At 68.3% G+C, this 25,863-nt stretch carries 19 protein-coding genes; 12 read left to right on the top strand and 7 right to left on the bottom strand.

Features of this window, described 5'->3' with window-relative positions:
• Positions 1-243 precede the first annotated feature (243 nt).
• The 4 genes from VMT40_RS04825 (at position 244) to VMT40_RS04810 (ending at position 9,091) form a co-directional block, all read left to right on the top strand.
• Positions 244-1,455 carry an acetyl-CoA C-acetyltransferase gene (locus tag VMT40_RS04825; RefSeq protein WP_326356727.1) on the top strand — a complete coding sequence of 404 codons (1,212 nt, stop codon included), beginning with the start codon at positions 244-246 and terminating at the stop codon, positions 1,453-1,455.
• Positions 1,456-1,492: 37 nt separating this feature from the next.
• Positions 1,493-3,655, top strand: a complete 2,163-nt coding sequence (locus VMT40_RS04820; protein ID WP_326356726.1) for a 3-hydroxyacyl-CoA dehydrogenase NAD-binding domain-containing protein — start codon at positions 1,493-1,495, stop codon at positions 3,653-3,655.
• 321 nt (positions 3,656-3,976) lie between these two features.
• Positions 3,977-7,498 (top strand): protein kinase domain-containing protein, encoded by a 3,522-nt coding sequence (locus tag VMT40_RS04815; RefSeq protein WP_326356725.1) that lies wholly within the window; start codon positions 3,977-3,979, stop codon positions 7,496-7,498.
• Positions 7,499-7,636: 138 nt separating this feature from the next.
• Positions 7,637-9,091, top strand: a complete 1,455-nt coding sequence (locus VMT40_RS04810; protein ID WP_326357199.1) for an alpha/beta hydrolase — start codon at positions 7,637-7,639, stop codon at positions 9,089-9,091.
• A 54-nt stretch (positions 9,092-9,145) separates the two neighbouring features.
• Here VMT40_RS04810 and VMT40_RS04805 read toward each other — a convergent pair whose 3' ends face one another.
• Together VMT40_RS04805 and VMT40_RS04800 are read right to left on the bottom strand one after the other, a co-directional pair.
• A complete protein-coding gene (locus VMT40_RS04805; RefSeq protein WP_326356724.1) occupies positions 9,146-10,462 on the bottom strand; it encodes a class I SAM-dependent methyltransferase in 1,317 nt (438 codons plus the stop codon).
• Complete coding sequence (locus VMT40_RS04800; protein WP_326357198.1) at positions 10,459-11,886, bottom strand: FAD-binding oxidoreductase; 1,428 nt, start codon at positions 11,884-11,886, stop codon at positions 10,459-10,461. The genes VMT40_RS04805 and VMT40_RS04800 overlap by 4 nt, the downstream gene beginning before the upstream one ends.
• Before the next feature lie 185 nt (positions 11,887-12,071).
• On the opposite strand from VMT40_RS04800, the gene VMT40_RS04795 reads away from it, so the two are divergent.
• Positions 12,072-13,292, top strand: a complete 1,221-nt coding sequence (locus VMT40_RS04795; RefSeq protein WP_326356723.1) for an SLC13 family permease — start codon at positions 12,072-12,074, stop codon at positions 13,290-13,292.
• 101 nt (positions 13,293-13,393) lie between these two features.
• A complete protein-coding gene (locus VMT40_RS04790) occupies positions 13,394-13,831 on the top strand; it encodes an SRPBCC family protein (protein WP_326356722.1) in 438 nt (145 codons plus the stop codon).
• Here VMT40_RS04790 and VMT40_RS04785 read toward each other — a convergent pair.
• Both VMT40_RS04785 and VMT40_RS04780 read right to left on the bottom strand, forming a co-directional pair.
• The gene (locus tag VMT40_RS04785) at positions 13,828-14,178 is read right to left on the bottom strand and encodes a VOC family protein (RefSeq protein ID WP_326356721.1); all 351 of its coding nucleotides are present in this window, start codon (positions 14,176-14,178) and stop codon (positions 13,828-13,830) included. The two genes, VMT40_RS04790 and VMT40_RS04785, sit on opposite strands and share 4 nt — an antisense overlap.
• Before the next feature lie 30 nt (positions 14,179-14,208).
• Positions 14,209-15,018: a MerR family transcriptional regulator gene (locus VMT40_RS04780; RefSeq protein WP_326356720.1), complete on the bottom strand. Its 810-nt coding sequence runs from the start codon at positions 15,016-15,018 to the stop codon at positions 14,209-14,211.
• 125 nt (positions 15,019-15,143) lie between these two features.
• Between VMT40_RS04780 and VMT40_RS04775 the strand changes: the two genes are divergently transcribed.
• Together VMT40_RS04775 and recR are read left to right on the top strand one after the other, a co-directional pair.
• Positions 15,144-15,476 carry a YbaB/EbfC family nucleoid-associated protein gene (locus tag VMT40_RS04775; protein ID WP_326356719.1) on the top strand — a complete coding sequence of 111 codons (333 nt, stop codon included), beginning with the start codon at positions 15,144-15,146 and terminating at the stop codon, positions 15,474-15,476.
• An 18-nt stretch (positions 15,477-15,494) separates the two neighbouring features.
• Entirely contained in the window at positions 15,495-16,103 is a 609-nt protein-coding gene (recR, locus tag VMT40_RS04770) for a recombination mediator RecR (RefSeq protein ID WP_326310112.1), read from the top strand.
• 4 nt (positions 16,104-16,107) lie between these two features.
• Here recR and VMT40_RS04765 read toward each other — a convergent pair whose 3' ends face one another.
• The 3 genes from VMT40_RS04765 to VMT40_RS04755 all read right to left on the bottom strand — a co-directional run bounded on the left by VMT40_RS04765 (position 16,108) and on the right by VMT40_RS04755 (position 17,330).
• Entirely contained in the window at positions 16,108-16,299 is a 192-nt protein-coding gene (locus VMT40_RS04765) for a hypothetical protein (RefSeq protein ID WP_326356718.1), read from the bottom strand.
• 154 nt (positions 16,300-16,453) lie between these two features.
• Complete coding sequence (locus VMT40_RS04760; RefSeq protein WP_326356717.1) at positions 16,454-17,095, bottom strand: hypothetical protein; 642 nt, start codon at positions 17,093-17,095, stop codon at positions 16,454-16,456.
• A gap of 16 nt (positions 17,096-17,111) precedes the next feature.
• Entirely contained in the window at positions 17,112-17,330 is a 219-nt protein-coding gene (locus VMT40_RS04755) for a hypothetical protein (protein WP_442789900.1), read from the bottom strand.
• Between the two features lie 129 nt (positions 17,331-17,459).
• Here VMT40_RS04755 and VMT40_RS04750 point away from each other — a divergent pair, with 129 nt between their 5' ends.
• The 4 genes from VMT40_RS04750 to VMT40_RS04735 are packed head-to-tail and all read left to right on the top strand — an operon-like array spanning position 17,460 to position 25,852.
• Positions 17,460-21,218, top strand: coding sequence for a transglutaminase family protein (locus tag VMT40_RS04750; RefSeq protein ID WP_326356716.1), 3,759 nt, complete (start codon positions 17,460-17,462; stop codon positions 21,216-21,218).
• 21 nt (positions 21,219-21,239) lie between these two features.
• Positions 21,240-23,966, top strand: coding sequence for a circularly permuted type 2 ATP-grasp protein (locus VMT40_RS04745; protein WP_326356715.1), 2,727 nt, complete (start codon positions 21,240-21,242; stop codon positions 23,964-23,966).
• 3 nt (positions 23,967-23,969) lie between these two features.
• A complete protein-coding gene (locus tag VMT40_RS04740; RefSeq protein ID WP_326356714.1) occupies positions 23,970-24,863 on the top strand; it encodes a transglutaminase family protein in 894 nt (297 codons plus the stop codon).
• Positions 24,864-24,865: 2 nt separating this feature from the next.
• On the top strand, positions 24,866-25,852 hold the full coding sequence (locus VMT40_RS04735) for a zinc-binding metallopeptidase family protein (protein WP_326356713.1): 987 nt from the start codon (positions 24,866-24,868) through the stop codon (positions 25,850-25,852).
• Positions 25,853-25,863 lie beyond the last annotated feature (11 nt).

Genomic DNA, 25,863 nt, shown 5'->3' with positions numbered 1-25,863 from the left:
CGGGGCAGATTAAGTTAACCGGAGTTCGCATAGTTCGGTACTATGATCGGGTGGCCGTGAGTATCGGTTTCGCGAGGTTCTAAGGTATGCCCAGGCGTGAGGGCCTACTGGAGCGTCAACAAACCTGCTCGTGACGTGGTTTGTACAGCGTCAGGCGATCGGTCGAGAGGCCGGTCGGCGAGGTTACCCGCGGCCGCTCCGCACAACGCGGTGACGGCGCACCCAAGAGAGGAAAACTCCGATATGACCACAGAGGCCTACATTTACGAGGCCATCCGCACCCCGCGCGGCAAGAACCGCGGGGGCGCTCTGCACTCGGTCAAGCCGATCGACCTGACCACCGGTCTGGTCCAGGAGCTGCGGAACCGGTTCCCCAACCTGGACGAGGATCGCATCTCGGACATCATCCTGGGTGTCGTCTCGCCGGTCGGTGACCAGGGCGCCGACATCGCCCGCACCACCGTGCTGACCGCGGGCCTGCCCGACACCGTCGGCGGCTTCCAGATCAACCGCTTCTGCGCCTCCGGCCTCGAGGCCGTCAACCTGGCCGCGCAGAAGGTCCGCTCCGGCTTCGACGACCTGGTCATCGCCGGTGGCGTGGAGTCCATGTCCCGCGTGCCGATGGGCTCCGACGGCGGCGCCATGTTCATGGACCCGAAGACCAGCTACGACAGCTACATTGTCCCGCAGGGCATTTCGGCCGACCTGATCGCCACCATCGAGGGCTTCTCCCGTGACGACGTGGACGCCTACGCCGTCCGCTCGCAGGAGCTGTCCGCCAAGGCGTGGGACAACGGCTACTTCGCCAAGTCCGTCGTCCCGGTCAAGGACATCAACGGCCTGACCGTGCTGGACCACGACGAGCACATGCGTCGCGGCACCACCGCCGCCGACCTGGGCAAGCTGAAGTCGGCCTTCGAGGGCATCGGTGAGATGGGCGGCTTCGACGCCGTCGCCATGCAGCGCTACCACTACGTCGAGCGCATCAACCACGTCCACACCGGTGGTAACTCCTCGGGCATCGTCGACGGCGCCGCCATGGTGCTGGTCGGCTCCGAAGAGGCCGGTGCCGCTTCGGGTCTGACCCCGCGCGCCCGCATCGTCGCCACCGCCACCTCCGGCGCCGACGCCACCATCATGCTCACCGGTCCGACCCCGGCCGCCGAGAAGGCGCTGGCCAAGGCCGGTCTGAAGCGTGAGGACATCGACCTCTACGAGATCAACGAGGCCTTCGCCTCCGTCGTGCTGAAGTTCCAGAAGGATCTGCAGATCCCGGACGAGAAGCTCAACGTCAACGGCGGCGCCATCGCCATGGGTCACCCGCTGGGCGCCACCGGCGCCATGATCACCGGCACCATGGTCGACGAGCTGCACCGTCGCAACGCGCGCTACGCGCTGATCACCCTCTGCATCGGCGGCGGCATGGGTGTCGCCACCATCATCGAGCGCGTCTGACGCCCACCGACTTTTCTCAAGGGAGACACGAAAGACTATGACCGAGAACATGATCGGCTGGGAAAAGGACGCCGACGGTATCGTCGTGCTGACCATGGACGACCCGAACCAGGGCGCCAACACCATGAACCAGCTCTACAAGGACTCCATGCGGGCCACCGTGGACCGCCTGGTCGCCGAGAAGGACGACATCACCGGTGTCGTCATCACCTCCGCCAAGAAGACCTTCTTCGCCGGTGGTGACCTCAAGAACATGATGCAGACCACCCCGGCCGACGCCGCGGCCATCATGGAGGAACTGACCTTCATCAAGAGCGACCTGCGTCGCCTCGAGCAGCTGGGCAAGCCGGTTGTCTCGGCCATCAACGGCGCGGCCCTCGGTGGCGGCCTGGAGATCACCCTGGCCACCCACTACCGCATCGCCGCCGATGTGAAGGGCCTGAAGATCGGCCTGCCCGAGGTGAAGCTGGGCCTGCTGCCCGCCGGTGGCGGTGTCACCCGCATCACCCGCATGCTCGGCATCGCCAACGGCCTGATGGGTGTCCTGTTGCAGGGCAACGAGTTCAACGCCCAGAAGGCCAAGGCCACCGGCCTGGTCAACGAGGTCGTCGGTTCCGTCGAGGAGCTGGTCCCGGCCGCCAAGGCGTGGATCCTGGCCAACAAGGACAACCCGGACGCCGCCGTGCAGCCCTGGGACAAGAAGGGCTTCAAGATCCCGGGCGGCACCCCGTCCACCCCGGCGCTGGCCGCCAACCTCCCGGCCTTCCCGGCCAACCTGCGCAAGCAGCTCAAGGGCCAGAACATGCCCGCGCCGCAGGCCATCATGGCCGCCGCGGTCGAGGGCGCGCAGGTCGACTTCGACAATGCCTCGCTCATCGAGTCGCGCTACTTTGTGTCCCTGCTGACCGGCCCGGTCGCCAAGAACATGATCCAGGCGTTCTTCTTCGACCTGCAGGCGATCAACAACGGTGGTTCGCGTCCTAAGGACGTGCCGAAGCGTGAGATCAAGAAGGTCGGCGTGATCGGCGCGGGCATGATGGGCGCGGGCATCGCGTACGTCACCGCCAAGGCCGGTATCGACGTCGTCCTCAAGGACGTCACCATCGAGGCCGCCAACAAGGGCAAGGACTACTCGGTCAAGCTCGAGGAGAAGGCGCTCTCGCGTGGCAAGACCACCGAGGAGAAGTCCAAGACCCTGCTCGACCGCATCAAGCCGACCGCCGACGCGGCCGACTTCGCGGGCGTGGACTTCGTCATCGAGGCCGTGTTCGAGAACCCGGAGCTCAAGGCCAAGGTCTTCCAGGAGATCGAGGACATCGTGGACGCCGACGCGCTGCTCGGCTCCAACACCTCGACCCTGCCGATCACCCTGCTGGCCAACGGCGTGAAGCGGTCCGAGGACTTCATCGGCATCCACTTCTTCTCGCCGGTCGACAAGATGCCGCTGGTCGAGATCATCAAGGGCGAGAAGACCTCCGACGAGGCGCTGGCTCGCGTGTACGACTACACCCTCGCGATCCGCAAGACCCCGATCGTGGTGAACGACTCGCGCGGCTTCTACACCTCGCGCGTGATCGGCAAGTTCATCAACGAGGCCATCATGATGCTCGGTGAGGGCGTCGACCCGCAGACCATCGAGCAGGCCGGTCTGCAGGCGGGCTACCCGGCGGCGCCGCTGAAGCTGTCGGACGAGCTGAACTTCACCACCATGCAGAAGATCTACAAGGAGACCGCCGAGGCCATCGTGGCCGCGGGCGGCGAGATCGACGCGGCCTCCGCGGCGACCGCGCAGATCCTCGACAAGCTGGTGGGCGAGTTCGACCGCAAGGGCAAGGCCGGTGGCGCGGGCTTCTACGACTACGACAACGGCAAGGCCACCAGCCTGTGGCCGGAGCTGCGGTCGCTGTTCAAGACCTCGACCGAGCTCCCGGAGGGTGTCACCTTCCAGGACCTCAAGGACCGCATGCTGTTCGCCGAGGCCATCGAGACCCAGAAGTGCTTCGACGAGAACGTGCTGACCTCGACCGCCGACGCCAATATCGGCTCGATCTTCGGCATCGGCTTCCCGGCCTGGACCGGTGGCACCCACCAGTTCATCGTGGGCTACCCGGGCGGCCAGGAGGCCTTCGTGGCCCGCGCCGACGAGCTGGCCGCCAAGTTCGGCAGCCGCTTCGAGGTTCCCGCCTCGCTGCGCAAGTAATCCGGAGGCGGTCGCACCGCTGACGCTGTAGAAACCGAGACCCGGGTCGCGAAATACGCGGCCCGGGTTTCGGCGATTAACGGGTATGGCGGGGATAGGTCGGGACGACGGCACGGGCGCGGTTTCCTGCACACGTTGTCCAGGTCCGCGCTACGTTGGTTTATGCGCGGGTAGAACACCGGAAACAGCCCGTACGTTCGGTACGCGCTCGTTCCAGTTCGACGGTGGCAGTTCGAGGTGGTCCAGATGAACCAGGCGCGCCCGGGTGGCTCGCGGAGTGAGCAGACCTCTTCCGAAAACTCCACGCAGGCATACCTTCCCATGAGCATCACCGACGAGCTCGAGGCCATGGGCCTGTTCGACGCGGAGGAGATCGGTCGGGGTGGGTTCGGGGTGGTGTACCGCTGTGCCCAGCGGTCCCTGGATCGGGTGGTGGCGGTCAAGGTGCTGTCCACCGAGATAGACGACGACGGCCGGGAGCGGTTCCTGCGCGAGGAACACGCCATGGGCCGACTGTCCGGACACCCGAACATTGTCGACATCCTGCAGGTGGACGTCACACCGAGTGGCCGCCCGTACATCGTGATGCCCTATGCCACAAGGGGTTCGCTGGAGCAGGTGGTGCGCGACAACGGACCGTTGAGCTGGGCCGACTCGCTGCGGGTGGGGGTGAAGCTGGCCGGGGCCATCGAGACCGCGCACCGTGCCCAGGTGCTGCACCGGGACGTGAAACCGGCCAATGTGCTGCTGAGCCGCTATGGCGAGCCGCAGCTCACCGATTTCGGAATCGCCCGCATCCCAGGCGGTTTCCGCACCTCCACGAGCATGATCACCGGCTCGCCCGCGTTCACGGCCCCCGAGGTGCTCAAGGGCGACGAGCCCACGGTGCGCTCGGACGTCTACGGTCTGGGCTCCACCCTGTTCGCGCTGCTGACCGGTCACGCCGCCTTCGAACGGCAGGCGGGGGAGAAGGTCATCGCGCAGTTCCTGCGCATCACCAGCCAACCGGTGCCGGACCTGCGGGAGTTGCAGATTCCGGCGGGGGTGGCCGCGGCCATCGAGGTGGCCATGGCGCCGGACCCGCGGGACCGGCCGGGCAGCGCGGTGGAGTTCGGTGAACTGCTGCGCACCGTGCAGGACGAGCAGGGGCAGGTGCCCGACGAGATGGCCTTGCTCTCCGGTGACGAGACGATCGGCGAGGGCACCGATCCCGAAGCGACACAGGCCTATACGCGCCAGCGCACGCACACGGTGGTGACCGCGCCGCGCAGTCCGTCGTTGACGCTGCGGCCGTCGGGCTCCCCGAGCATCCGCTTCCCGGCCACCGGCAATACCGTGCCGCCCACGGCCGCAACGAAATTCCTGCCGCCGACCCCGGCGCGCGAACCGATTCCGCGGCCCCGGTTGTTGGAGCCGCTGCGCGCGGGCGGGCGGCGGCGACTGGCGATGATTCACGGCCCGGCGGGCTTCGGCAAGAGCACGGTGGCCCTGCAGTGGTGCGGTGAGCTCACCGATCGCGGGGTGGCGGTGGCCTGGATCGGCATCGACAGCGACGCCGACAACAATGAGGTCTGGTTGCTGTCGCACATCATCGCCGCGATTCGCAAGGTGCGGCCGGAGATCGGCGCGGGGCTCGAGCAGCTGCTGGAGGAGCGGCCCGCCGAGGCGGTGCCGTACGCGGTGTCGGCGCTCATCGACGAACTCGCGGCCAGTGACGCCCCGGTGGTGGTCGTTGTCGACGACTGGCATCGCATCACCGATTCCGGGGCGCAGCGGGCCATGGAGTCGCTGCTCGACAATTGTTCGCACCACCTGCGTTTCGTGATCACCAGTCGGGAGCGGGCCGGGCTGCCGCTGAGCCGCCTGCAGGTGGCCGACGAGCTGGTGGAGATCGGGGCCCAGGAGCTGCGGCTGACCGCGGACGAGACCCGCCAGATCCTGGTCGAGCGCATGGGGCTGGAGTTGAGCGACCGCCAGGTCGAGCAGATCCACACCGCCACCGACGGCTGGCCCGCCGCGATCCAGCTCGCGGGCCTGTCGCTGCGCTCGACTGACCATGACGTGGACCGGCTCATCGCCGGACTCTCCGGCGACAACAAGGCGATTCGCGAGTACCTCGCCGAGAACGTGTTCGACACCATCGAGCCCCGCATGCTCGAATTCCTCAGCGCCATAGCGGTTCCCGAGCGGGTGAACGCGTCCCTGGCCGAGGCCCTGACCGGTGCGTCCGACGCGGCCGAGCTGCTCGAGCAGGCCGAGCAGCGAGAATTGTTCCTGCACCGGCTCGCCGGGGATTCCAGCTGGTACCGCATGCAGCCGATGGTGGCCGAGCATCTGCGCGCCCGACTCGATCGCGCCCAGCCCGGACAGCTGAAGAAGTTGCACGGCAAGGCTTCCCGCTGGTTCGCCGAGCACAATCTGATTCGCCAGTCGGTGGATCACGCGCTGGCCGCCACCGATCTGAAGTACGCCCTGGATCTGGTCGAGAAGGGCGGCATGGACCTGATCGACAGTTCGCGGCTGGCCACGCTGTTCGGGACCGTGTCGAAACTGCCGGTGCAGCAGGTGGCTTCGCGATCCAAGCTCTTGATGGCGCTGGCCCGGGCGAATGTGAACCTGCAGCAGTCGGGCGCGGCCCGCACGGCGTTGGGGCGGCTGTCGAACATGCTGGCCCGCAGCTCACCCAATGACACCGAGGCGGCGCACCAGCGCTGCCAGGCCGCGGTGCTGGCCGCGGCCGACCAGGTGGCCCGCGATCGCACCGACGGGGTGCTGGACAAGCTCGCCGAAAGCCTGAAGCTGGCCGACGAACTCCCGCCCTGGACGGTGTCCACGGCCGCGAATCTGGCCTCGTACGTGCGCCTGTGCGAGTTCGACTTCGAGGGCGCGCGGCGGATGCAGGAGTGGGCCGAGCCCTATCACGCCCGCTCGGCGGATCCGCTGGGCGCGGTGTTCGGGCTGTGCGGCCAGGGTGCGGCCGCCTACGAGGAACTCGATATCGACACCGCCACACAGTGTTTCGAGAAGGCCTGGCAGACCGCGCGGGACCGGGCGGGTTCGCGCTCGAATCCGGCCCGGGTGGCGGCCGCGCTGCTGGGTGAGCTGGCCTACCGGCGCGGGGACCTGGACATGGCCGAGCGACTGCTGGATCAGAGCCACGAATTGACCGCCCGGGTCGGGCCGGTCGACTTCCTGGTGACCATCTTCGTGAGCGGGGCGCGGGTGAAGGCGGTGCGCGGCGACCTGGAGACCGCCACGGCCCGCCTCGACGAGGGCGCGCGAATCGCGGCCGAGCGCAAGCTCACCCGGCTGGCCGCCCAGGTGCGCGCCGAGCGCATGCGATTGGGTCTGCCCGCCGATCCGCTCACCGCCGGACTGGTCACCGATCCCATGGTGCGCTCGCTGCGCCACGCCACGGGCTCGGCGGCACTTGCCGCCGAGGCCGAGGAGATCGCCACCATTCGCGCGCTGCTGGCCCGGCACTATCGCGGGGAGGACCGCGGCAGCGACGATCTCGCGCCGCTGGGCACCGATGACACCGCGGTCAAACGGGCCCGCGCCCTGCACGCGCGGATCCGCGATCAACACCGCCCGCGCGCGGAATTGGATGCGGCGCTGCTATTGGCCGAATGCCTGTCCGCCTCGGGCTGGCTGGGCGAATCCATCGCGGTGTTGAGCCCGGTGGTGATACGGTGCGCCGAATTGGGTTGGCCGCGACCGCTCTTGGACGCGGGGCCGGGCGTCCTCAATATCCTGCGCACCCTGCGGCACGAGATGCCGCTGGGCGCGCCGGGTCCGGACGGTCAGGAGCTCCCGCGCCGGTTCTTGGACTCGCTGCTGTGAGGGTTGGTGCCCCTGCTGTAGCCGACGGCCCGGCGTCCAGTCTTCGTGGAGGGTGTTCACAGCCTTTCTCGAGGAAACTCGTCGACAATCGCCGTCGTGTCATTGACCCGTGCGCCGATGCGATTGCCCCAGGCACCGATGCAGTCTCCGCCCCTCGGGCCGCCGCCCGCACCGCAGGCACCGGCCGCGCGGACCGGGTATCCGGGCTTCCACCATGGGCTTTCGCTGCTGCACGGCTGGGTGCCGCAGGTGGTGCTGTTCGTCGCGGTGCTGCTGCTGGTGCTGGCGTTCGCGCGGTTCACTCGCCGCTGGTGGCTGCTGTGGATGCCGGTGTGCGCGGTGGTGGGCGGGGCCGCTGCCTGGGCGGCGTGGAGCTACACCAATGATCAGGGCTTGGCCTCGGATCCGGCCCCGGCGCTGTTGTGGGCGTGTGTGGGTCTGACGGGGGCCGGGCTCGCGGCCGCCCTCGTCGGCCTGCGGACCGGATCCTGGTGGCAGCGCATCGCCGCGGTGCTGGCGGTGCCGGTGGCGCTGCTGTACACGGGTGTCGTGCTCAACCAGTGGGTCGGCTACTACCCGACCGTGCAGGCGGCGTGGGACGCGGTCAATGCCGATCCGCTGCCGCACCAGGTCGACCAGGACGAGCTGGCGTCGCTGCGCAATACCAATGTGGGGACGGGTCGGATCGTCGAGGTCGATATTCCGGAGGCGGGCAGCGACTTCCGGCATCGCAGCGAATACGTGTACCTGCCGCCCGCGTGGTTCGCCGGTGACAAGCCGCCCGCGCTGCCGACCGTCATGATGATCGGCGGGGAGTTCAATACGCCCGCCGACTGGGCCCGCAGCGGCCAGATCATGCCCGCCGTGGACGATTTCGCGGCCAGGAACAATGGTGTGACGCCCGTGCTGGTGTTCGTGGACGCGGGCGGCAGCTTCAACAACGACACCGAATGCGTGAACGGCCCGCGCGGCAATGCCGCCGACCATCTGACCAAGGATGTGCCGGGCTATATGGAGTCGACCTTCGGGGTCTCGCCCGATCCGGCACTGTGGGCGGTGGTCGGCTGGTCCATGGGCGGCACCTGCGCGGTGGATCTGGCCGTCATGCATCCGGAGCTGTTCGGCACCTTCGTCGATATCGCGGGGGATCTGGGGCCGACGGCGGGCACCAAGGAACAGACCATCAAGCGCCTCTACGGCGGAAACGCCGACGCCTACGCCGAATTCGACCCGCTGACGGTCATGGCGAAGCACGGGCCGTACACGAATGTCGTTGGCCTGTTCGACGATCTGACCGCGCCCAAGCGCAACGACTCCGGCCAGCAGCCCAACGGCCAGCAGATGCACTACCCGGGCATGCCGAAGGTGAACGAGGAGCAGATCGGCAAGGGCGGCCGCGACGGCGTCCGGGACACCAATGAGGAAGGTGCCGCCGAGAAACTGTGCGACGAGGGCAAGAAGGTCGGCATCGACTGCACGGTGCACACCACCGTCGGCGGGCACACCTGGCAGTTCGCCGCCTCGGCGTTCACCTCGTCATTCCCTTGGCTGACAGCGCGATTGGGAATCCCGGTGCCGGGCATATCGTCGTAGAACGTAAGAAGGAGTGCGCCAAAGGCGCACTCCTTCTTGGTCTTACGAGCGTTCCTACGCCTTCCACCAGGGACGCAGTGGCACCGTCCAGGCCTGGTCCTCACCCAGCTTCACACCCAGAATCTGGTGCAGCTGCACCACATTCCGCTCGAAGCCCAGCTGACAGCCAGCCATGTACAGCCCCCACACCTTGGCGGTGCCCTCGCCCACCTCGGCCACCGCGTCGTCCCAGTTCTTCACCAGGTTGTCGCACCATTCGGCCAGCGTGAGCGCGTAGTGCCGACGCAGGTTCTCCTCGTGCAGCACCTCGAGGCCCACGTTCTGGATCTCGGAGATGATGCGCCCGGAGCCCGCCAGCTCGCCGTCGGGGAAGACGTAGCGGTCGATGAAGTCGCCCGCCTTGGTGACGCGGGTGTTGTCCGGCCGGGTGATCGAGTGGTTGAGGAACAGGCCGCCGACCTTCAGCTTCGACTTGATGAACTCGAAGTACGCCGGGTAGTTGTGCACCCCGATGTGTTCGGTGAGCCCGATGGAGGACACCGCGTCGAAGTCGCCCTCGCGCACGTCGCGGTAGTCGGAGTGGCGCACCTCGGCCAGGTCGGACAGGCCCTCCTCGGCGATCTTGGCCTGCGCCCACTCGGCCTGCTCGGCGGACAGGGTCGCGCCGATGACCTTGACCCCGCGCTTGGCGGCGTAGCGCACCATGCCGCCCCAGCCGCACCCGATATCGAGCAGCCGATCCCCGGCCTTCAGGTTCAGCTTGTCGAAGACCAGGCGGTACTTGTTCTCCTGCGCCTGCTCGAGGGTCCAGGCCGGATCCTCGTAGGCGGCGCAGGTGTAGGTCATGGACGGTCCCAGCACGTACTCGTAGAAGGTGTTGGAGACGTCGTAGTGATGGTGGATGGCCTCGGCGTCGCGAGCCTTGCTGTGCCGCAGGCCTTCCATGGCGATGCGCCGCCAGCGTGGCAGCGTCTCCTGCGGCGGCGGGGCGATCGGCTTGAGCAGCTCCCAGCCCAGCGAGCGCGCGATGACCACCAGCTGCAGGGCGGTGGGGCGGCGGAACTTCAAGCCGCCCATGGCCTTCAGCAGCTCGTAGGGGTCGCCGGGATGCACACCGTGGGCTTCCAGGTCACCCGCGATGTAGGCGCGGGCCAGGCCGAGGTCGCCGGGCGCGGTGGCGATGTAGTTGACCCCGCGCGGGGTCTTGATCTCGAGGCCGAACTCGGAGTCCTCCGGACCGGCACTGCTGCCGTCGTAGCAGGTCAGCCGAATGGGCACGGGGCCGTCGAGCAGCGTCTCGAAGATCTCGGCAATGCTGAGTTTGGTTCCGAGCTCGGCGAATACGTCGGAACGGTCCTTGAACGTGGTCACTTGCGTTGCACCGCCTTCGAATACAGATCCAGTAGACGAGAATCCGGGTCGTAGCGTTTCTTGAGGGAGGAATAGGTGTCGCCGCCGTAGTAGAGCGCGGCGAACTCATCCTGGTCGTAGTAGGCGTCCGAATACAGGGATTTATGACCGTCCAGTTCGGAAACCTTGCGCTCGATGGCGCGGTTGGCCGCGCCCTCCGGCTGTCCCGGCGTGGTCGGCACCGCCGACCAGAAGCCGACATTGACGTACGTGCGGTCGGGCTCGAGCGGATACAACGGCCAGGGGCGCTCGCCCTCGGTGTCTCGCAACCGCAAGGGGCACAACCAGATCGGCTCGATCGGGATGTCGCGCAGGAACCACTCCACGAAGTCCGCGGTGCGCTCGATGGGCACCTCGATGTCCTGCACCACCCGCTCGCGCGGCGGATTCCCGTGCCGCGCTTCGATCTTGTCGCCGATGGCGTACTTGTGATCCAGCGCGATGAGCTTCCAGTAGAAGCTCGAGCGCCGGTACTGCTTGGGCCAGAACCGGCGGATGGTCGGATTCTGCGCGCCGAAAGCCCGTGAGCACCAGAACCAGTCGGTGTCCCAGCGCCACAGGTAGTCGTGAATGGTCAGCCGATCCCGCTTGGGCTGCTTGGAGTCGTGCTGGATGGACCGGTAGAAGATGTCCATGCCGGTGTAGTCGCTGACCGGGCCGGGCTCGTCGGTCTGGCGTCCCAGCACCAGGTAGCTCTCGTCGGCGGTGAACACCACGCCGTCGAGGTAGTCGACCCGCTCGCCGTCCCAGGCGCGCTCGGCGATGATCGCGACCATGGCGGCCTCGAGCTCGCGCAGATCGTGAAACCTGATGTGCCGCAAGGCGACGTAGGGCTCGACCTGCTCCAGCTCGATCTTCAGCCGCGTCGAATAGCCCAGTGTGCCGTACGAATTCGGGAAGCCGCGGAACAGATCCGCGTGCTCGCCGTCGCGGGTCGCGGTGACGATCTCCCCGGCGCCGGTGAGCACGTCGATCTCCAGGACCGATTCGTGCGGCAGGCCATTGCGGAAGGAGGTGGACTCGATGCCCAGCCCGGTGACCGCACCGCCCAGGGTGATGGTCTTGAGCTGCGGCACCACCAGCGGGGCGAGTCCGTAGCGCAGGGTGGTGGCGACCAGGTCCTCATAGGTCGTCATGCCCGCCACATCGGCCGTGCGGGCCTCCGGGTCGACCGCGATGACCTGCGTCAATCCGGACACGTCGAGTCCCGGCGCGGTGGTGCGCGCCCGGGCCCGGAAGAGGTTGGACGTCTTCTTGGCCAGGCGTACGTTCGCATCGGGTGGGATGGCCCGATAGGAGGCCAGCAGGCGATCCACTCCTGCCTGATGCGCGGTGAAACCTGATTCCTGTGCCGGTGCGCGTCCGGCCTTCCCCAACAGACTCACTGCCACCCTCGGAAACCTAGCGTGCACCGACCGGTACGGCCAGCAGGGGAGCACCGGCGGGGCGGGTTTTCACGCATAGTTTGCATGCGTGTCGGCAGTCCTTACCTGCCTTCCTGTGAGTCTATTCCCTGTATTTTCGTGATGATTCTTACTCTCGCTAACGATTGAAGGGCGATAATCGCGTAATGCCCGATCTAGATCAGCTGGAGGCCCGGCGGTGGCGGCCGAGTGCCCTGGACACGGTCCGCATCGGGCTGCTGGTGGCCGGGTTGCTCTGTGTGGCAACCGGACTGCTGCCCCGCCACGAGGCGGCCGTGAACATGCGGCGGATCGCGCCGCTGCTGTTGTTCCTGGGCAGCGTGATCGTGCTGGCGCAGTTGGCGCGGCGGGCCAAGGTGTTCGATGTGATCGCGCATCGGCTGGCGATCGTGGCGGGCGGGAACTATGTCGGATTGTTCCTGCTGTGCGTGCTGTTCGCCGCGACCACCACCATGGTGCTCAACCTCGACACCACCGCGGTACTGCTGACCCCGGTCATGCTCGCCCTGGCGGTGCCCGCCCGGATTCCCCCGCTGCCCCTGGCCATGACGACCCTGTGGCTGGCGAATACGGCGAGTCTGCTGCTGCCTGTGTCGAATCTGACGAATCTGCTGGCGGCCGATCGGGTGGCGCTGACCGCGACCGGATTCGCCGCCGGAATGTGGCTGCCGCAACTGCTTTCGATCGCGGTGACCATGGCGTGCCTGTGGTGGTGGTACTGGCGGCGCGCACAGCGCGGGGCCGACCGGTACGTGGTGCCCGAGCCGATCCGGCTGGAGAACGCGCGCGAGCGGGTGCTGTTCTACGCCTCCGGCGGCGCGTGCGTGCTGTTCGTGGTGGCGATTCCGGTGGTGGGGGATCGGATCGGGATCGCCGCCACGGTGGCGGCGGCCATCGCGGTGGCGGCCTGCGCGGTCTACGACCGCGCCGCGCTGCGCTGGTCGCTGTTCCCTTGGCGGCTGCTGGTTTTCGTGTCCGGACTGTTCCTGGTGGTGCCCACGCTGTCGCTGCACGGGCTCTCGCACGTCATGGCCGATCTGATCGGCCGGGACGGCAGCGGCCTCGGCGTCATCCGGGCGGCGGGGGCGGGCGCGGCCCTGTCCAATGTCGTCAACAACCTGCCCGCCTACACCGCCGGGGAGGCCGTCATCGCCGACGGCGAGCGAAACCAGTTGCTGGCCTTGCTGATCGGTGTGAACGTCGCCCCGGTGGTGACGCCGTGGGCCTCGCTCGCGACGCTGTTGTGCCTGGAGTTCTGCCGCACCCACGCGGTCGAGGTGCCGCTGCGCAAATTCGTGCTGACCGGCCTGGTGCTGGCGGTGGCGGCGACCGCCGCCGCGACGGCGGGCCTGTTACTCACCCGCTGAGCACCCGGGCGTGGCGGAGCCCACGTGGCGCGGCGAACCGGCCCGTCGCGATCCGGCGTAGCATGACCCGGTCGGCCCGCGTAATCACAAAGGAGCACATGGTGGGACAGGTCAGCGCCTCCAGTTCGATCGTCGTGTCGGCGGATCCCCAGCGCACCCTCGACGCGATCGCCGACTACGAGACAGTGCGGCCGAAGATCCTCTCCTCGCACTACCGCGACTACAAGGTGGTCGAGGGCGGCCACGGTGCGGGCACCGTCGCCGAGTGGACGCTGCAGGCCACCGAGAAGCGGTCCCGCAATGTGCGCGCGGCCGTCTCGGTCTCCGATTCCATGGTGACGGAACGGGATTCGAACTCCTCCATGGTCACCGCCTGGACCGTGACCCCCTCGGGTTCGGGCTCGCTGGTCACCGTGCGCACCACCTGGAAGGGCGCGGGCGGCATCGGCGGCATCTTCGAGGGCATCTTCGCGCCGCTCGGCCTGAAGAAGATCCAGGCCGAGGTGCTCGAGAACCTGAAGAAGGAACTGGCCGCCTAGTTCGAGACGCCGATATCGAAGAGGTTGCCCTCCGGGTCGCTCAGCGTCGCCCACTTCGCGCCGTATTCGTCGAAGTCCGCGATGTGCTTGGCCCCGAGGGCGACCGCGCGCTCGATCTCGTCGGCCAGCGCGCCGCCGGTCAGATCCAGGTGCACCACATTCTTGCCCGGGTTCTTGTCCGGGACCGCGACGAACATGAACGTCGGTGTGGCGGCGGCATTGTCGATGGTCGCGAAGTACTGGTTCGCGCCCTCGTCGACGGGGCGATCCATCAACTGTGCGTAGAAGCCCGCCAGGGCGGCGGCATTGTGGCAGTCGAACACGATATTGCCGAGGGACAGTGCCATGGTTCTCTCCTTGTTCTCAGGGCCGATATTTCAGAGCCGACCGATCGGCCAGCAGACTTCGGTGCGGTAGTCGGCGGGCTCGGCGTCACCGGGGCCGACCAGGTAGATCTCGCGGACGGGTTCGGCCAGCGCCGAGTCGTGTTCGGCCACATGGCTGCCCAGGGCGCCATAGGTGCGGTCGAAGTCCTCGAACGGGCCCGCGTGCACGGCGATGGCGAAGCGGCGGGCGGGCAGGTCCAGCACGGACCCGGCGTCGAAGCGGTCACGGTGGCGCGGGTCGATCGGCACGTAGGTGACGACCTCGCCCTTGTCGTATTCGAAGAACTCCAGCGCGTAGGTCGCGCCGCCCGGCCCGGCCGGTGCGAGATTCGCCGCGGCCAGGCTGCCGTACATCGCCCCGAAACTCTGCTCACACCACTGTCCGCACTCGTCGCGGGTCACGGTCGCGGTCATGGCAAGTACGGGAAGGCTTGCGATGGAACGGTATTCGACCGTCAGCCCCGCGGACGGCAGCAGCAGCGCCTTCAACGACGCCACCACGTCCCGGGTGCGCACCAGCTCGGCCTCCATGCGTTCGAGATGCGCGCGAATGGCCGCGTCCCGGGCGGCCTGATCCGGGGCCGCCATGACCGCCTTGATCTCCGGCAGCGGCATGTTCAGCTCGCGCAGCCGTTTGATCAGATGCGCCTGGTCCACCTGCTCGGTGGAATAGAACCGATAGCCCGAGCTCGGGTCGATGGCGACCGGCTCCAGCAGCTCGATCTCGTGGTAGTAGCGCAGCGTCTTGATGGTCAGGTAGGTGAGTCGGGAGAACTCGCCGATCGGAACCGTTGCCGTCATGCCCTAAGCGAACACCCTCCAGCGAGGGGAGAGTCAAGAAGATCGCCGCGCAAGCCGATCGAGTCGGTGATCCGTGCCGCCGACTAGGCTGGGGTGCAATCACCATCCCCCAGGAAGGACGCGCCGTGCAGCCCGGTGAAGGATTCGACATCCAGCAGTTGATGGCCCAGGCCCAGCAGATGCAGCAGGCCGTCATGGCCGCGCAGCAGGAGATCGCGGAATCCGAGGTCGAGGGCGAGGCGGGCGGTGGCCTGGTGCGCGCCAAGATCAAGGCCACCGGTGAGGTGCTGGCGCTGACCATCGACCCGAAGGTGGTCGATCCGGAGGACATCGAGACCCTGCAGGACCTGGTGATCGGCGCGCTCAACAGCGCGATGACGGCCGCGCAGAACCTCGCCGCCGAACGCCTGGGTCCGCTCGCGGGCGGCATGGGCGGCGGCGCCCTGCCCGGATTCTGACGGCGGAGGACGGCGCAGGTGTACGAGGGTCCGGTTCAGGATCTCATCGACGAGCTGGGCAAACTGCCCGGCGTCGGCCCGAAGAGCGCGCAGCGCATCGCGTTTCACCTGCTCGGGGTGGAGCCGCCGGAGATCGACCGCCTGCAGGCGGCGCTGCAGAAGGTGCGCGACGGCGTGCGGTTCTGTGCCGTCTGCGGCACCGTCTCCGACGGGGAACTCTGCCGCATCTGCGCCGACCCGCGCCGCGATCGCACCATGATCTGCGTGGTCGAGGAGCCCAAGGACGTGCAGGCCATCGAGCGCACCCGCGAATTCCGCGGTCGGTATCACGTGCTCGGCGGCGCGCTCGACCCGCTCTCGGGCGTGGGCCCGGACCAATTGCGCATTCGGGAACTGCTGACCCGCATCGGAAATCAGGACGACGGTGTGGACGTCACCGAGGTCATTATCGCCACCGACCCCAATACCGAGGGCGAGGCGACGGCCACGTATCTGGTCCGCATGCTGCGAGACTTCCCGGGCCTCAGCGTGACCCGCCTGGCCAGCGGCCTACCCATGGGCGGCGACCTGGAGTTCGCCGACGAATTGACCCTGGGCCGAGCCCTTTCGGGTCGGCGGGCGCTCTAGAGGTTTATGTCCAGGTCGGCGGCGCCGGGAGCGCCGCTGGCTGCGGGCATGGAATGTGCTGCACATTCCGGGGGATATCCGCCCCCGCGCCGCTGGCGTGCAATGCCACCGCGATGGCGAAGGTCGCCGCTAATCCGGCCACGACGGCCAAGCCCTTACGTAGGGTCCCCGCGCTCATGGTCGGACGTAGCTTCATCTCTCGCTCCTCGCCTGGGTGAGTAATGCGCACAAGCCGAAACACCGCATGCAATTAGCCTGTCTATTAACTGCAGGCTAGCTTTCGCGCACGCGTGTACTCGTCATTGCCGAGGCGGGTGAGCCGAAATTGAAATCTCTCCGTTATTCAGCGCTCAGAATGTGAGACGCTGCCAATCGAGGGCCGTGAATCCCGAACGATCTCCGGTGGCCCATCCCCAGATCAGATCCGCGACAATTCGCGGATCGTTTGCGGTGGCCGCGAAATGCTTATCGGCGGACCCTTCGCGGTATTCGAGATCGAAATGCCCATCCGGATGCCGATAGGTCTGGATGTAGACCTGATCACCGGTTTCCACGATCAGATACGGGCCGGGCTGCCCGAGATCGGGCACCCATTCGTCCACGAGTTGCTTTGTCAGGTACGGGAACTCACCGGCGCCACCGTGCGTGACGGCGGCGGCCACCGAATCGGCCGGGTCCATGAGCCAGGCCAGCTGCGGATCCCACACCGCGTAGCCGCGCGGGGTTCCCAGCTCGAACAACAGGTTTCGGGTGTGCCCGATGGCGTCGTAGGGCGTGGACACGAACAGCGCCGCGCCCAGCACGCCGTCGACGGCCGGTGCGCCCAGGAAGGCGTCCGCCTCGGGCAGCTCGGCATTGCGTTTGTCCAGCTCGGCCGCGATCTCGGCGACGGCATCGACGGCCGGTCGACCGTCCTGCGCGGTCAGGTACGCGTCCACCTCGGCGGGGGACGCGGCGGCGCCGGAGGGCAGCAGAACGAGGTCGTAGCTCACCCGGCCAGGCTAGTGGCTAGCCCACTCGAGCCTGCCGACCGGTCCGTACCGGCGGCGCGGCGCAGGCGCAGCCACCCGCCACATCGGCGCAGTCGGCCACGAAGACATGCCGGGCCCGGGCGGTATCGAAACAGTCGGATTCGGTGCAGTCCACCGAGCCCGCGGCGTGCACGATCAATGTCCCGTGACAGTGATCGAGGGCCGATTCGCACAGTGCGCATTCGATGCGTTCCACCGTCTCCTCCTTCACGCGTCGTTACGGTGATATCACCACGGTGCGACAACTGTGGGAGCTCACCGCGTGTCGCCCGAACTGTCGGAAAAACGCCAGCGTGGCAGGCACTCCGCGTGGTGAACTGGACGGATGGGGATCAAGGTTTCCCTCGAGCATCGCACCGTCTACACCTTCGACCGCGCCGTACGGATTCATCCGCACGTGGTCCGGCTGCGCCCGGCACCGCATACGCGCACCACCATCGAGGCCTATTCCATGCGGGTGACGCCCGCCGAGCACTTCGTGAACTGGCAGCAGGACGCCTTCGGCAATTACCTTGCGCGCCTGGTGTTCACCGAGCCCGCGCGGGAATTGTCGGTGGTGATCGGTCTGGTCGCCGATCTGGAGGCGATCAACCCGTTCGATTTCTTCGTCGAGGAATACGCCGAACACTTCCCCTTCTCTTACACCCCCGACCTCGCCACCGACCTGGACGTGTACCTGCGCCCGGTGGACGAGGGTGAACCCGGTTCCGGCGCAGGGGAACTGGTGCGCGCGTGGGTGGCGGCGCATCGGCCGAAAGACCATCCGCGCACCATCGAATTCCTGATTTCGCTGAATCAGGCCCTGCGCCACGATGTCGGCTACACCATTCGCATGGAGCCCGGGGTGCAGACGCCGGACCACACGCTGCGCACGGCGCTCGGCTCCTGCCGTGACTCGGCCTGGTTGTTGACCGCCATCCTGCGCGAATTCGGTTTGGCCGCACGGTTCGTCTCCGGCTACCTGATCCAGCTCGCCCAGGACATCCCCTCCCTCGACGGTCCCTCCGGCCCGCCCGCCGACTTCACCGATCTGCACGCCTGGACCGAGGTCTATCTCCCCGGCGCGGGCTGGGTGGGTCTGGACCCCACCTCCGGGCTCTTCACCGGTGAGGGCCACATCCCGCTGGCCGCCACCCCGCACCCGGTGTCCTCGGCCGCCATCACCGGCGCGACCGATCCGGTCAATGCCACGCTGGACTTCTCCAATACCGTGCGTCGCATTCACGAGGATCCGCGAACCACAATGCCCTACAGCGACAGTCAATGGGAGCGCATCGCGGCCGCCGGTGCCGCGGTGGACGCCCGCACCCGCGCGGCGGGCATCGGCCTGACCATCGGCGGTGAACCCACCTTCGTCTCGATCGACGATCAGACCAGCCCCGAATGGACCACCGAGGCCGACGGACCCCACAAGCGCGAACGCGCCGCCGACCTCGCCCAACGCCTGCGCGCCATCTACGCCCCGAACGGCCTGGTCCAATACCGCCAGGGCAAGTGGTACCCGGGAGAACCCTTGCCCCGCTGGGATATCTCCCTGCTCTGGCGCACCGACAACCAGCCCCTCTGGCTCGACCAGACCCTCCTCGACGACCCCTGGCTCCCGCCCGATCAACGCAGAATCCGCCCGCCTGCACCGGATTCCGGCAAATCCGGCGAGAATGACGGCGGTAGCCGAGTGGCGGCACGTACCGTTGCGCTGGGCGAGCCCGGTCCCGGCGGCGCGGCGGAGCATGAGAATGCCGAGTTGTCCGACACGGCAGACTGTGTCGGCGACGGTGGCGCGGCAGAGCCGATCTCAGTCGGACTGTCTCATTCGCAGCACGCTCGTACATCCGTCGCCGACGCGGGCGTCGAGATGCTTGACACGCCGATACCGGGCGACGAGGCTGCCATGCTCACCGCTTCGGTACGAGTCGGCCATGAGTCTTGGCAGATACCAACCGGTCGCGCCGAGTCGCTGCGCCCGGCGGTGGCGGGCGGTGCCGCGGGCGCGCGAAGCGGGCAGGCCGACGAGGCCACGCGACCCGCGCGAGAGTTGGTCGAGCATGTCGCGCGTGGGCTTGGACTGCCGCCGAGTCAGGCGCGGCCCGCGTACGAGGACGCCTTGCTGCGGCTGGCGGCGAAAACCCGTGCGCCGGACGGGGAACCGGTCCACGCCGACGATGATCTCGAGCCGGGGGAGGATTCGGTGCAGGCGCGCAAGGCGCTGCTGGCGGCGCTCGACGCGGTGGTCGCCGAACCCGCCGCTTATGTGTTGCCGCTGTATCGGCGCGCGGACGGTGCGGGTTGGGCCAGCGCGGACTGGCGGTTGCGGCGCGGGCGAATCGTCTTGACCGAGGGCGATTCTCCGGCGGGGCTGCGGTTGCCGCTCGGCTCGATTTCCTGGCGCGACGCGCCGGTACCGCCGGATTCGGATCCGCTGGCCCCGGCGACGAGCCCGCGTCCGGACGAGGCCGCCGTGGTCGAACCGGCCGACGGCGCACCGACCACCGCGCTGGTGGCGGAGGTTCGCGACGGGCGACTGTTCGTATTCCTGCCCCCGTTGGAGGATTTCGACGCCTTCTGCGATCTGGTCGCCCGGATCGAGGCGGCCGCCGCCGAGGTCGGGCAGCCGGTCGTATTGGAAGGCTATGCCCCGCCGGGGGATTCGCGGCTGCAGACCCTGTCGATCACACCCGATCCCGGCGTGATCGAGGTCAATGTGCAGCCGACGTCCAGCTTCGCCGAACAGGCGAGACTGCTCGACGACCTGTACGAGCAGGCGCGACTGGCCCGGCTGGGCACCGAATCGTTCGATGTGGACGGGACCCACAGCGGCACCGGCGGCGGGAATCACATCACCCTGGGTGGGCGCACGCCCGCGCGGTCGCCGCTACTGCGGCGACCCGACCTGCTGGTGTCGATGCTTACCTACTGGCAGCGGCATCCGTCGCTGTCCTACCTGTTCTCCGGGCGATTCATCGGGCCGACCTCGCAGGCCCCGCGGGTGGACGAGGGCCGGTCGGACGCGCTGTACGAGTTGGAGATCGCCTTCGCCGAGATCGCCCGGTTGAGCGCCGAGCGGGCGGGCGAGGACGGTGAGTCCACCTCGGCCCCTTGGGAAGTCGATCGGGCGCTGCGGCATCTGCTCACCGATCTCACCGGCAATACCCATCGCGCGGAATTCTGTATCGACAAGCTCTACAGCCCGGAAACCGCGCGTGGGCGACTCGGGTTGGTGGAATTGCGCGGCTTCGAGATGCCGCCGCATTTCCGCATGGCCATGGTGCAGTCGCTGTTGGTGCGGGCGCTGGTGCTGCGGTTCTGGGAGCGGCCCTACACCGCGCCGCTGCTGCGCCACGGTGACAATCTGCACGGCCGCTATCTGCTGCCGCATTTTCTGCTGGCCGATATCGCCGATGTCGCGGCCGATCTGCGCTCGCACGGTATCGAATTCGATATCAGCTGGCTCGAACCGTTCGCGGAGTTTCGTTTTCCGCGGATCGGCACCGTGGTACTCGGGGATATGGAAGTCGAACTGCGCGGGGCCATCGAACCGTGGAACACCCTGGGCGAACAGACCACCGGCACCGGCACCGCCCGCTACGTGGACTCCTCGGTGGAGCGGCTGCAGGTGCGGGTCGTCGGCGCGGACCGGGGCCGATACGCGCTGACCTGCAATGGATTCCCGGTGCCGCTCATCGCGGCGGGCAAGGCCGACGTGCAGGTGGCGGGCGTGCGCTACCGGGCCTGGCAGCCGCCCAACTCGCTGCACCCCTCGCTGACGGTGGACGCCCCACTGGTCTTCGACGTGGTCGACCTGGAGACCGGTGTCTCGCGCGGCGGCTGCCGGTACTACGTGTCCCATCCGGGCGGCATGTATTTCGATTCGCCACCGGTGAACGCCGCGGTCGCGCAATCGCGGCGCAATCGACGTTTCGTACCCTTCGGGCATACCTCCGGTCAGGTCGACATTGCCGGGCTGCGTGCCAAAATGGCCATACAGGCCACCGATGTGGGAGCGCCCGGGATACTCGATCTGCGGCGAGCGCGGACCGTGTGGGCCCGGTACGGTTCCACCGCGAGCGTGGCGGGCGACCGATAGGCACACCGGGGAGTGGTAGCGGTGGAATTCGCGAGTTACCGTGCCGCCGCGGCCGGTACCGGCGCGCTCGACGCCTGCGGCCTGCCGACCGGCGGCTTCTACGACGAGCTCGTCGACCGTGACGGCCGCCTGCGCACCATGTGGGCCGACCTGTCCGCCGACTTCCTGGACCAGGGCCGGGAAGGGCTGCACCGCATAGACGGCCGCGTGCGGCGGCTCATCGAGGACGACGGCATCACCTACACCGAACTGAACCCCGCCGAAGCACCCGCCGCGCCCTCGCCGTGGCGGCTGGACCCGATCCCGCTGCTGCTCTCCGACACCGACTGGGCCGCGCTGGAATCCGGTGTGGTGCAACGCTCCCGGCTGCTCGACGCGGTGCTGGCCGATGTGTACGGCCCGCGCCGCACCATCCTCGAAGGCATGCTGCCGCCGCAGGTGGTCTTCGCCCATCGCGGGTATGTGCGTGCGGCGCACGGCATTTCGCTGCCGGGACGGCATCAGTTGTTCCTGCACGCCTGCGATGTCAGCCGCTGGAGCGACGGCGGTTTCCGGGTGCTGGCCGACTGGGCGCAGGCCCCCTCGGGCGCGGGCTACGCGCTGGCCGATCGCCGGGTGGTCTCCGCGGCCATTCCGGAGGCCTTCGAACTGGCCAGCCCACGCCCGCTCACCCCCTTCGTGCGCGCCATGCGACTGATGCTCATCGAGGCCGCCCCGCAGGCCGCCGACGAGGACCCCACCGTGGTCGTGCTGAGCCCGGGCGTGCACTCCGAAACCGCCTTCGACCAGGCGTATTTGGCATCGGTGCTGGGGTTTCCGCTGGTCGAGAGCGCGGATCTGGTGGTGCGGGACGGACGGTTGTGGATGCGGTCGCTGGGCACGCTCGAGCGCGTCGACGTGGTGCTGCGCCGGGTGGACGCGGAATTCTCCGATCCCCTGGACCTGCGGCCGGATTCGCAGCTGGGCGTGGTCGGTTTGGTGGAGGTGCTGCGCCGCGGCGCGGTCACCGTGGTCAACACCCTGGGCAGCGGGCTGCTGGAGAATCCCGCGCTGGCCGCGTTCCTGCCAGTCCTGTCGCGGCGGCTGCTCGATGAGGAATTGAAACTTCCCGGCATCGAATCCTATTGGGGCGGTGACGATTCCGAGCGCTCCCACTTGACCGCCAAGCTGCACCGCCTGATCCTGCGCTCCGCCGTGGACGACACCACCGTCTTCGGTCCCATCCTCACCGCCGCCCAGCGCGCGGAATGGCGGGCCCGCATCGAGGCGGAGGGCTGGAAGTGGGTCGGCCAGGAACCGGCCCGGTTCTCGGTCGCCCCGGCCGTGGCCGGTGACGGCGGACTGGCCGCCGCGCCCGTCGCGGTGCGCCTGTTCTCGCTGGCCGGTCGCGTCGGATACCGCATCATGCAGGGCGGATTGGGGCAGTTGCACCAGCGCGGCGGACCCGAGGGCATGGTGGGGGAGGCCGCCGCCAAGGACGTGTGGGTGCGCGCGGCCCCCGCCGCCGTCCCGGCCGTGCCCGCGGTGGAGGTACCCGAGGAGCGGGAGCGCCGGGTGGCCGCCGTCGCCTCGGTGGACGTGGTCAGCTCGCCGCGCGTGCTCAACGACCTGTTCTGGCTGGGCCGCTACGGCGAACGCGCCGAGGTCACCGTGCGCCTGCTCAGCGCCATTCACGACCGGCACCAGGACTACCGGTACCGGCCCTGGATGGAGGGCGCGGAGGCCATGCCGGTGCTCATGTCCGCGCTGGGCCGCATGACCGGCACCGTCCAGCCGCCGCCGAGAAAGACCGCCGCGCAACGGGATACGGCCGAACGGCGGCGCACCCGGCGTCGGCAGGTGCAGGAGCAGGCGGCACAGGGGCAGTCGCAGTCGCAGTCGCAAACCCAGTCCACGCGCCACCGCGAATACTCCGACGAGCCGACCATGCCGATCGCGCTGCCCGGCGCGTCCCGGCGCGATCACGACTACCTGGTGTCGCTCACGGTAGACCGTGAGCTCTCCGGTTCCGTCGCGTATTCGGTCGAGCGCTACGCGAAAGCCGCACGCGCCGTGCGGGATCAGCTCTCTCCCGACACCTGGATGGTCATCGGCTCGATCGATCGCGCCCTCGCCGAGTACACCGGGCGCGGCGATCGCGGTGCCGCACTCGCGGCCGTGCACTCGAAGGTGCTGTCCGGCTTGCTCGCGCTCACCGGCATCGACGCCGAATCGACCGTGCGCGACACCGGTTGGCACGTCCTGGATATCGGCCGTCGCATCGAACGCGCGCTGGCGCTGTCGGCCCTGCTGTCCGCCGCGCTCACCGACACCTACCCGGAGGAGGTGGGCCGGGTGGTGACCGACGCGGTCCTGTCGGCCACCGTCTCCGCGGTGAGTTACCGCCGCCGCCACCGGGATTCGGTCCGGATCGCCGCCGTCGCGGGCCTGCTGCTGTTCGACGAGCACAATCCGCGCTCGCTGGCCTATCAGCTGGAGCACCTGGACGCCGACTTCCTGTCCCTGCCCGGCGCCTCGGGATCCTCACGCCCGCAACGACTCCTGGCCGACACCCGGCGCATGTTGCGCCGCGTCGATCCCGCCGATCTGGAGGCCACCGACGCCGACGGCCACCGCGTCGACCTGGCCGACCTGCTCGACGGCGTCCACCTGCGGCTGCGCAAACTCTCCGAATCCTTCGAGGCCACCCGGCTTTCCGTGCCCCGCGAGACCCAGCCCCTGTGGGGCTCCACACGAGTGGTGGGGTGAGCCATGCGTCGTCTGCGCGTGCTGCACCGCACCGTCTACGTGTACTCGGATGTGGTCAGCAGTTCGTACGGCCGCGCGTTTCTCACGCCGCGCGAATTCCCGGGCCAGCACCTGCTCTCGCACGACATTCGGGTGGACCCGGTGCCGTCGGATCGCTCGGTCGGCACCGACGTGTACGGCAATACGACGCTCTACTTCCATGTCACCGCCGAACACCGACGCCTCGAGGTGACCGGCGAATCCGTCGTGGAGCTCGAGCCGCCGCCCGCGCCCGAGGAGCAACCCACCTGGGAGCAGGCCCGGCCGACCGGTGAAAACGGCCCCCTGGCAGTCGAATTCGCCCTCGATCTGACACCGCCGGAGATCATCCCCGAGGTCGCCGCCTACGCCGCCGAATCCTTCCCGCCCGGCCGTCCGCTGCTGGAGGCCGTGAAGGAGCTGACAGCCCGCATCCACACCGATTTCGCCTACGAATCCGGGTCCACCACCGTGACCACCCGGGTCGCCGACGTCTTCGCCGACCGCCACGGCGTCTGCCAGGATTTCGCGCGCCTGGCCATCGCCTGCCTGCGATCCCTGGGGTTGGCTGCCCGCTACGTCTCCGGCTATCTGGCCACCGACCCGCCCCCGGGCAAGGAGCGCATGGTCGGCGCCGACGCCACCCACGCCTGGGCCGCGGTGTGGCTGCCGGGCGACGGTGAAGGGCTTTCGGGCGACGGCGAGGGGCACTGGATCGGCTTCGACCCCACCAACAATCAGTTCGCCGACGACCGCTACGTCACCGTCGCGTGGGGCCGCGACTACGCCGACGTCCCACCGCTGCGCGGCATCATCTACACCGACGCCAAGGAATCCACCATCACCGTCTCCGTCGACGTCGCACCCGTGGAGGACTAGTCATGCGCGATTTCGCCTGTCCCCGCTGCGGCCAGCAGCTCGCCTTCGAGAACACCGTCTGCCTCGGCTGCGGCAGCGACATCGGTTTCAGCCTCGAGGCACGGGCCCTGCTGCCCGTCGATCCCGAGAAGTTCGTCATGTGCGCGAACCAGTTTGTGGCGCAGTGCAACTGGCTGGTGCCCGCCGACACCGCGCCGAGCCCGTGCGAATCCTGCCGCCTGACCCGCGCCCGCCCGGCCACCCTGGAAGGCAAGTGGCTCACCGCCTTCGGGGAGGCCGAGGCCGCCAAGCGTCGCCTGGTCGTCGAACTCACCGAACTCGGGCTGCCCCTCGTCGATCGCGCCACCGATCCCGAGCTCGGTCTGGCCTTCGACCTGCTCTCCAGCGCCGAGGGCCCCGTCACCACCGGTCACGAGCACGGTGTCATCACCCTCGATCTGGCCGAGGGCGACGATCTGCACCGCGAGCGCCTGCGCGTGGAGATGGCCGAGCCCTACCGCACCCTGCTGGGCCACTTCCGCCACGAGATCGGGCACTACTACCAGGTGCTGCTGCTCACCGACGGTGAGACCGTTCGCTTCCACGACCTGTTCGGCGACCCCTTCGCCGACTACCAGGAGGCACTGGACCGCCACTACGCCGAGGGCGCGCCGCCCGGCTGGGAGAACACCCACGTCTCCTCCTACGCCACCATGCACCCCGTCGAGGACTGGGCCGAGACCTTCGCCCACTACCTGCACATTCGCGACACCCTCGACACCGCGGCCGCCTTCGGCTTCGCGCCCGCCGGGGCGACCCTGGACCGGCTCCCGGCCGGGAACGCCGCCTTCGACCGCATCATCGAGCTGTGGCTGCCGCTGGTCTGGGCGCTCAATATGATGAATCGCGCCATGGGCCACCGGGATCCGTATCCTTTCGTGCTCGCGGACCCGGTTCTCGACAAAATGCGCTTGATTCACGAACTCTGCGCGGCGGCCGCGCGAGGGTGACACACTCGGAC

It is taken from the genome of Nocardia sp. CDC160 (genome assembly GCF_035818795.1).
Classification (GTDB): Bacteria; Actinomycetota; Actinomycetes; order Mycobacteriales; family Mycobacteriaceae; genus Nocardia.
This window is presented reverse-complemented; position numbering and strand designations above follow the sequence as displayed.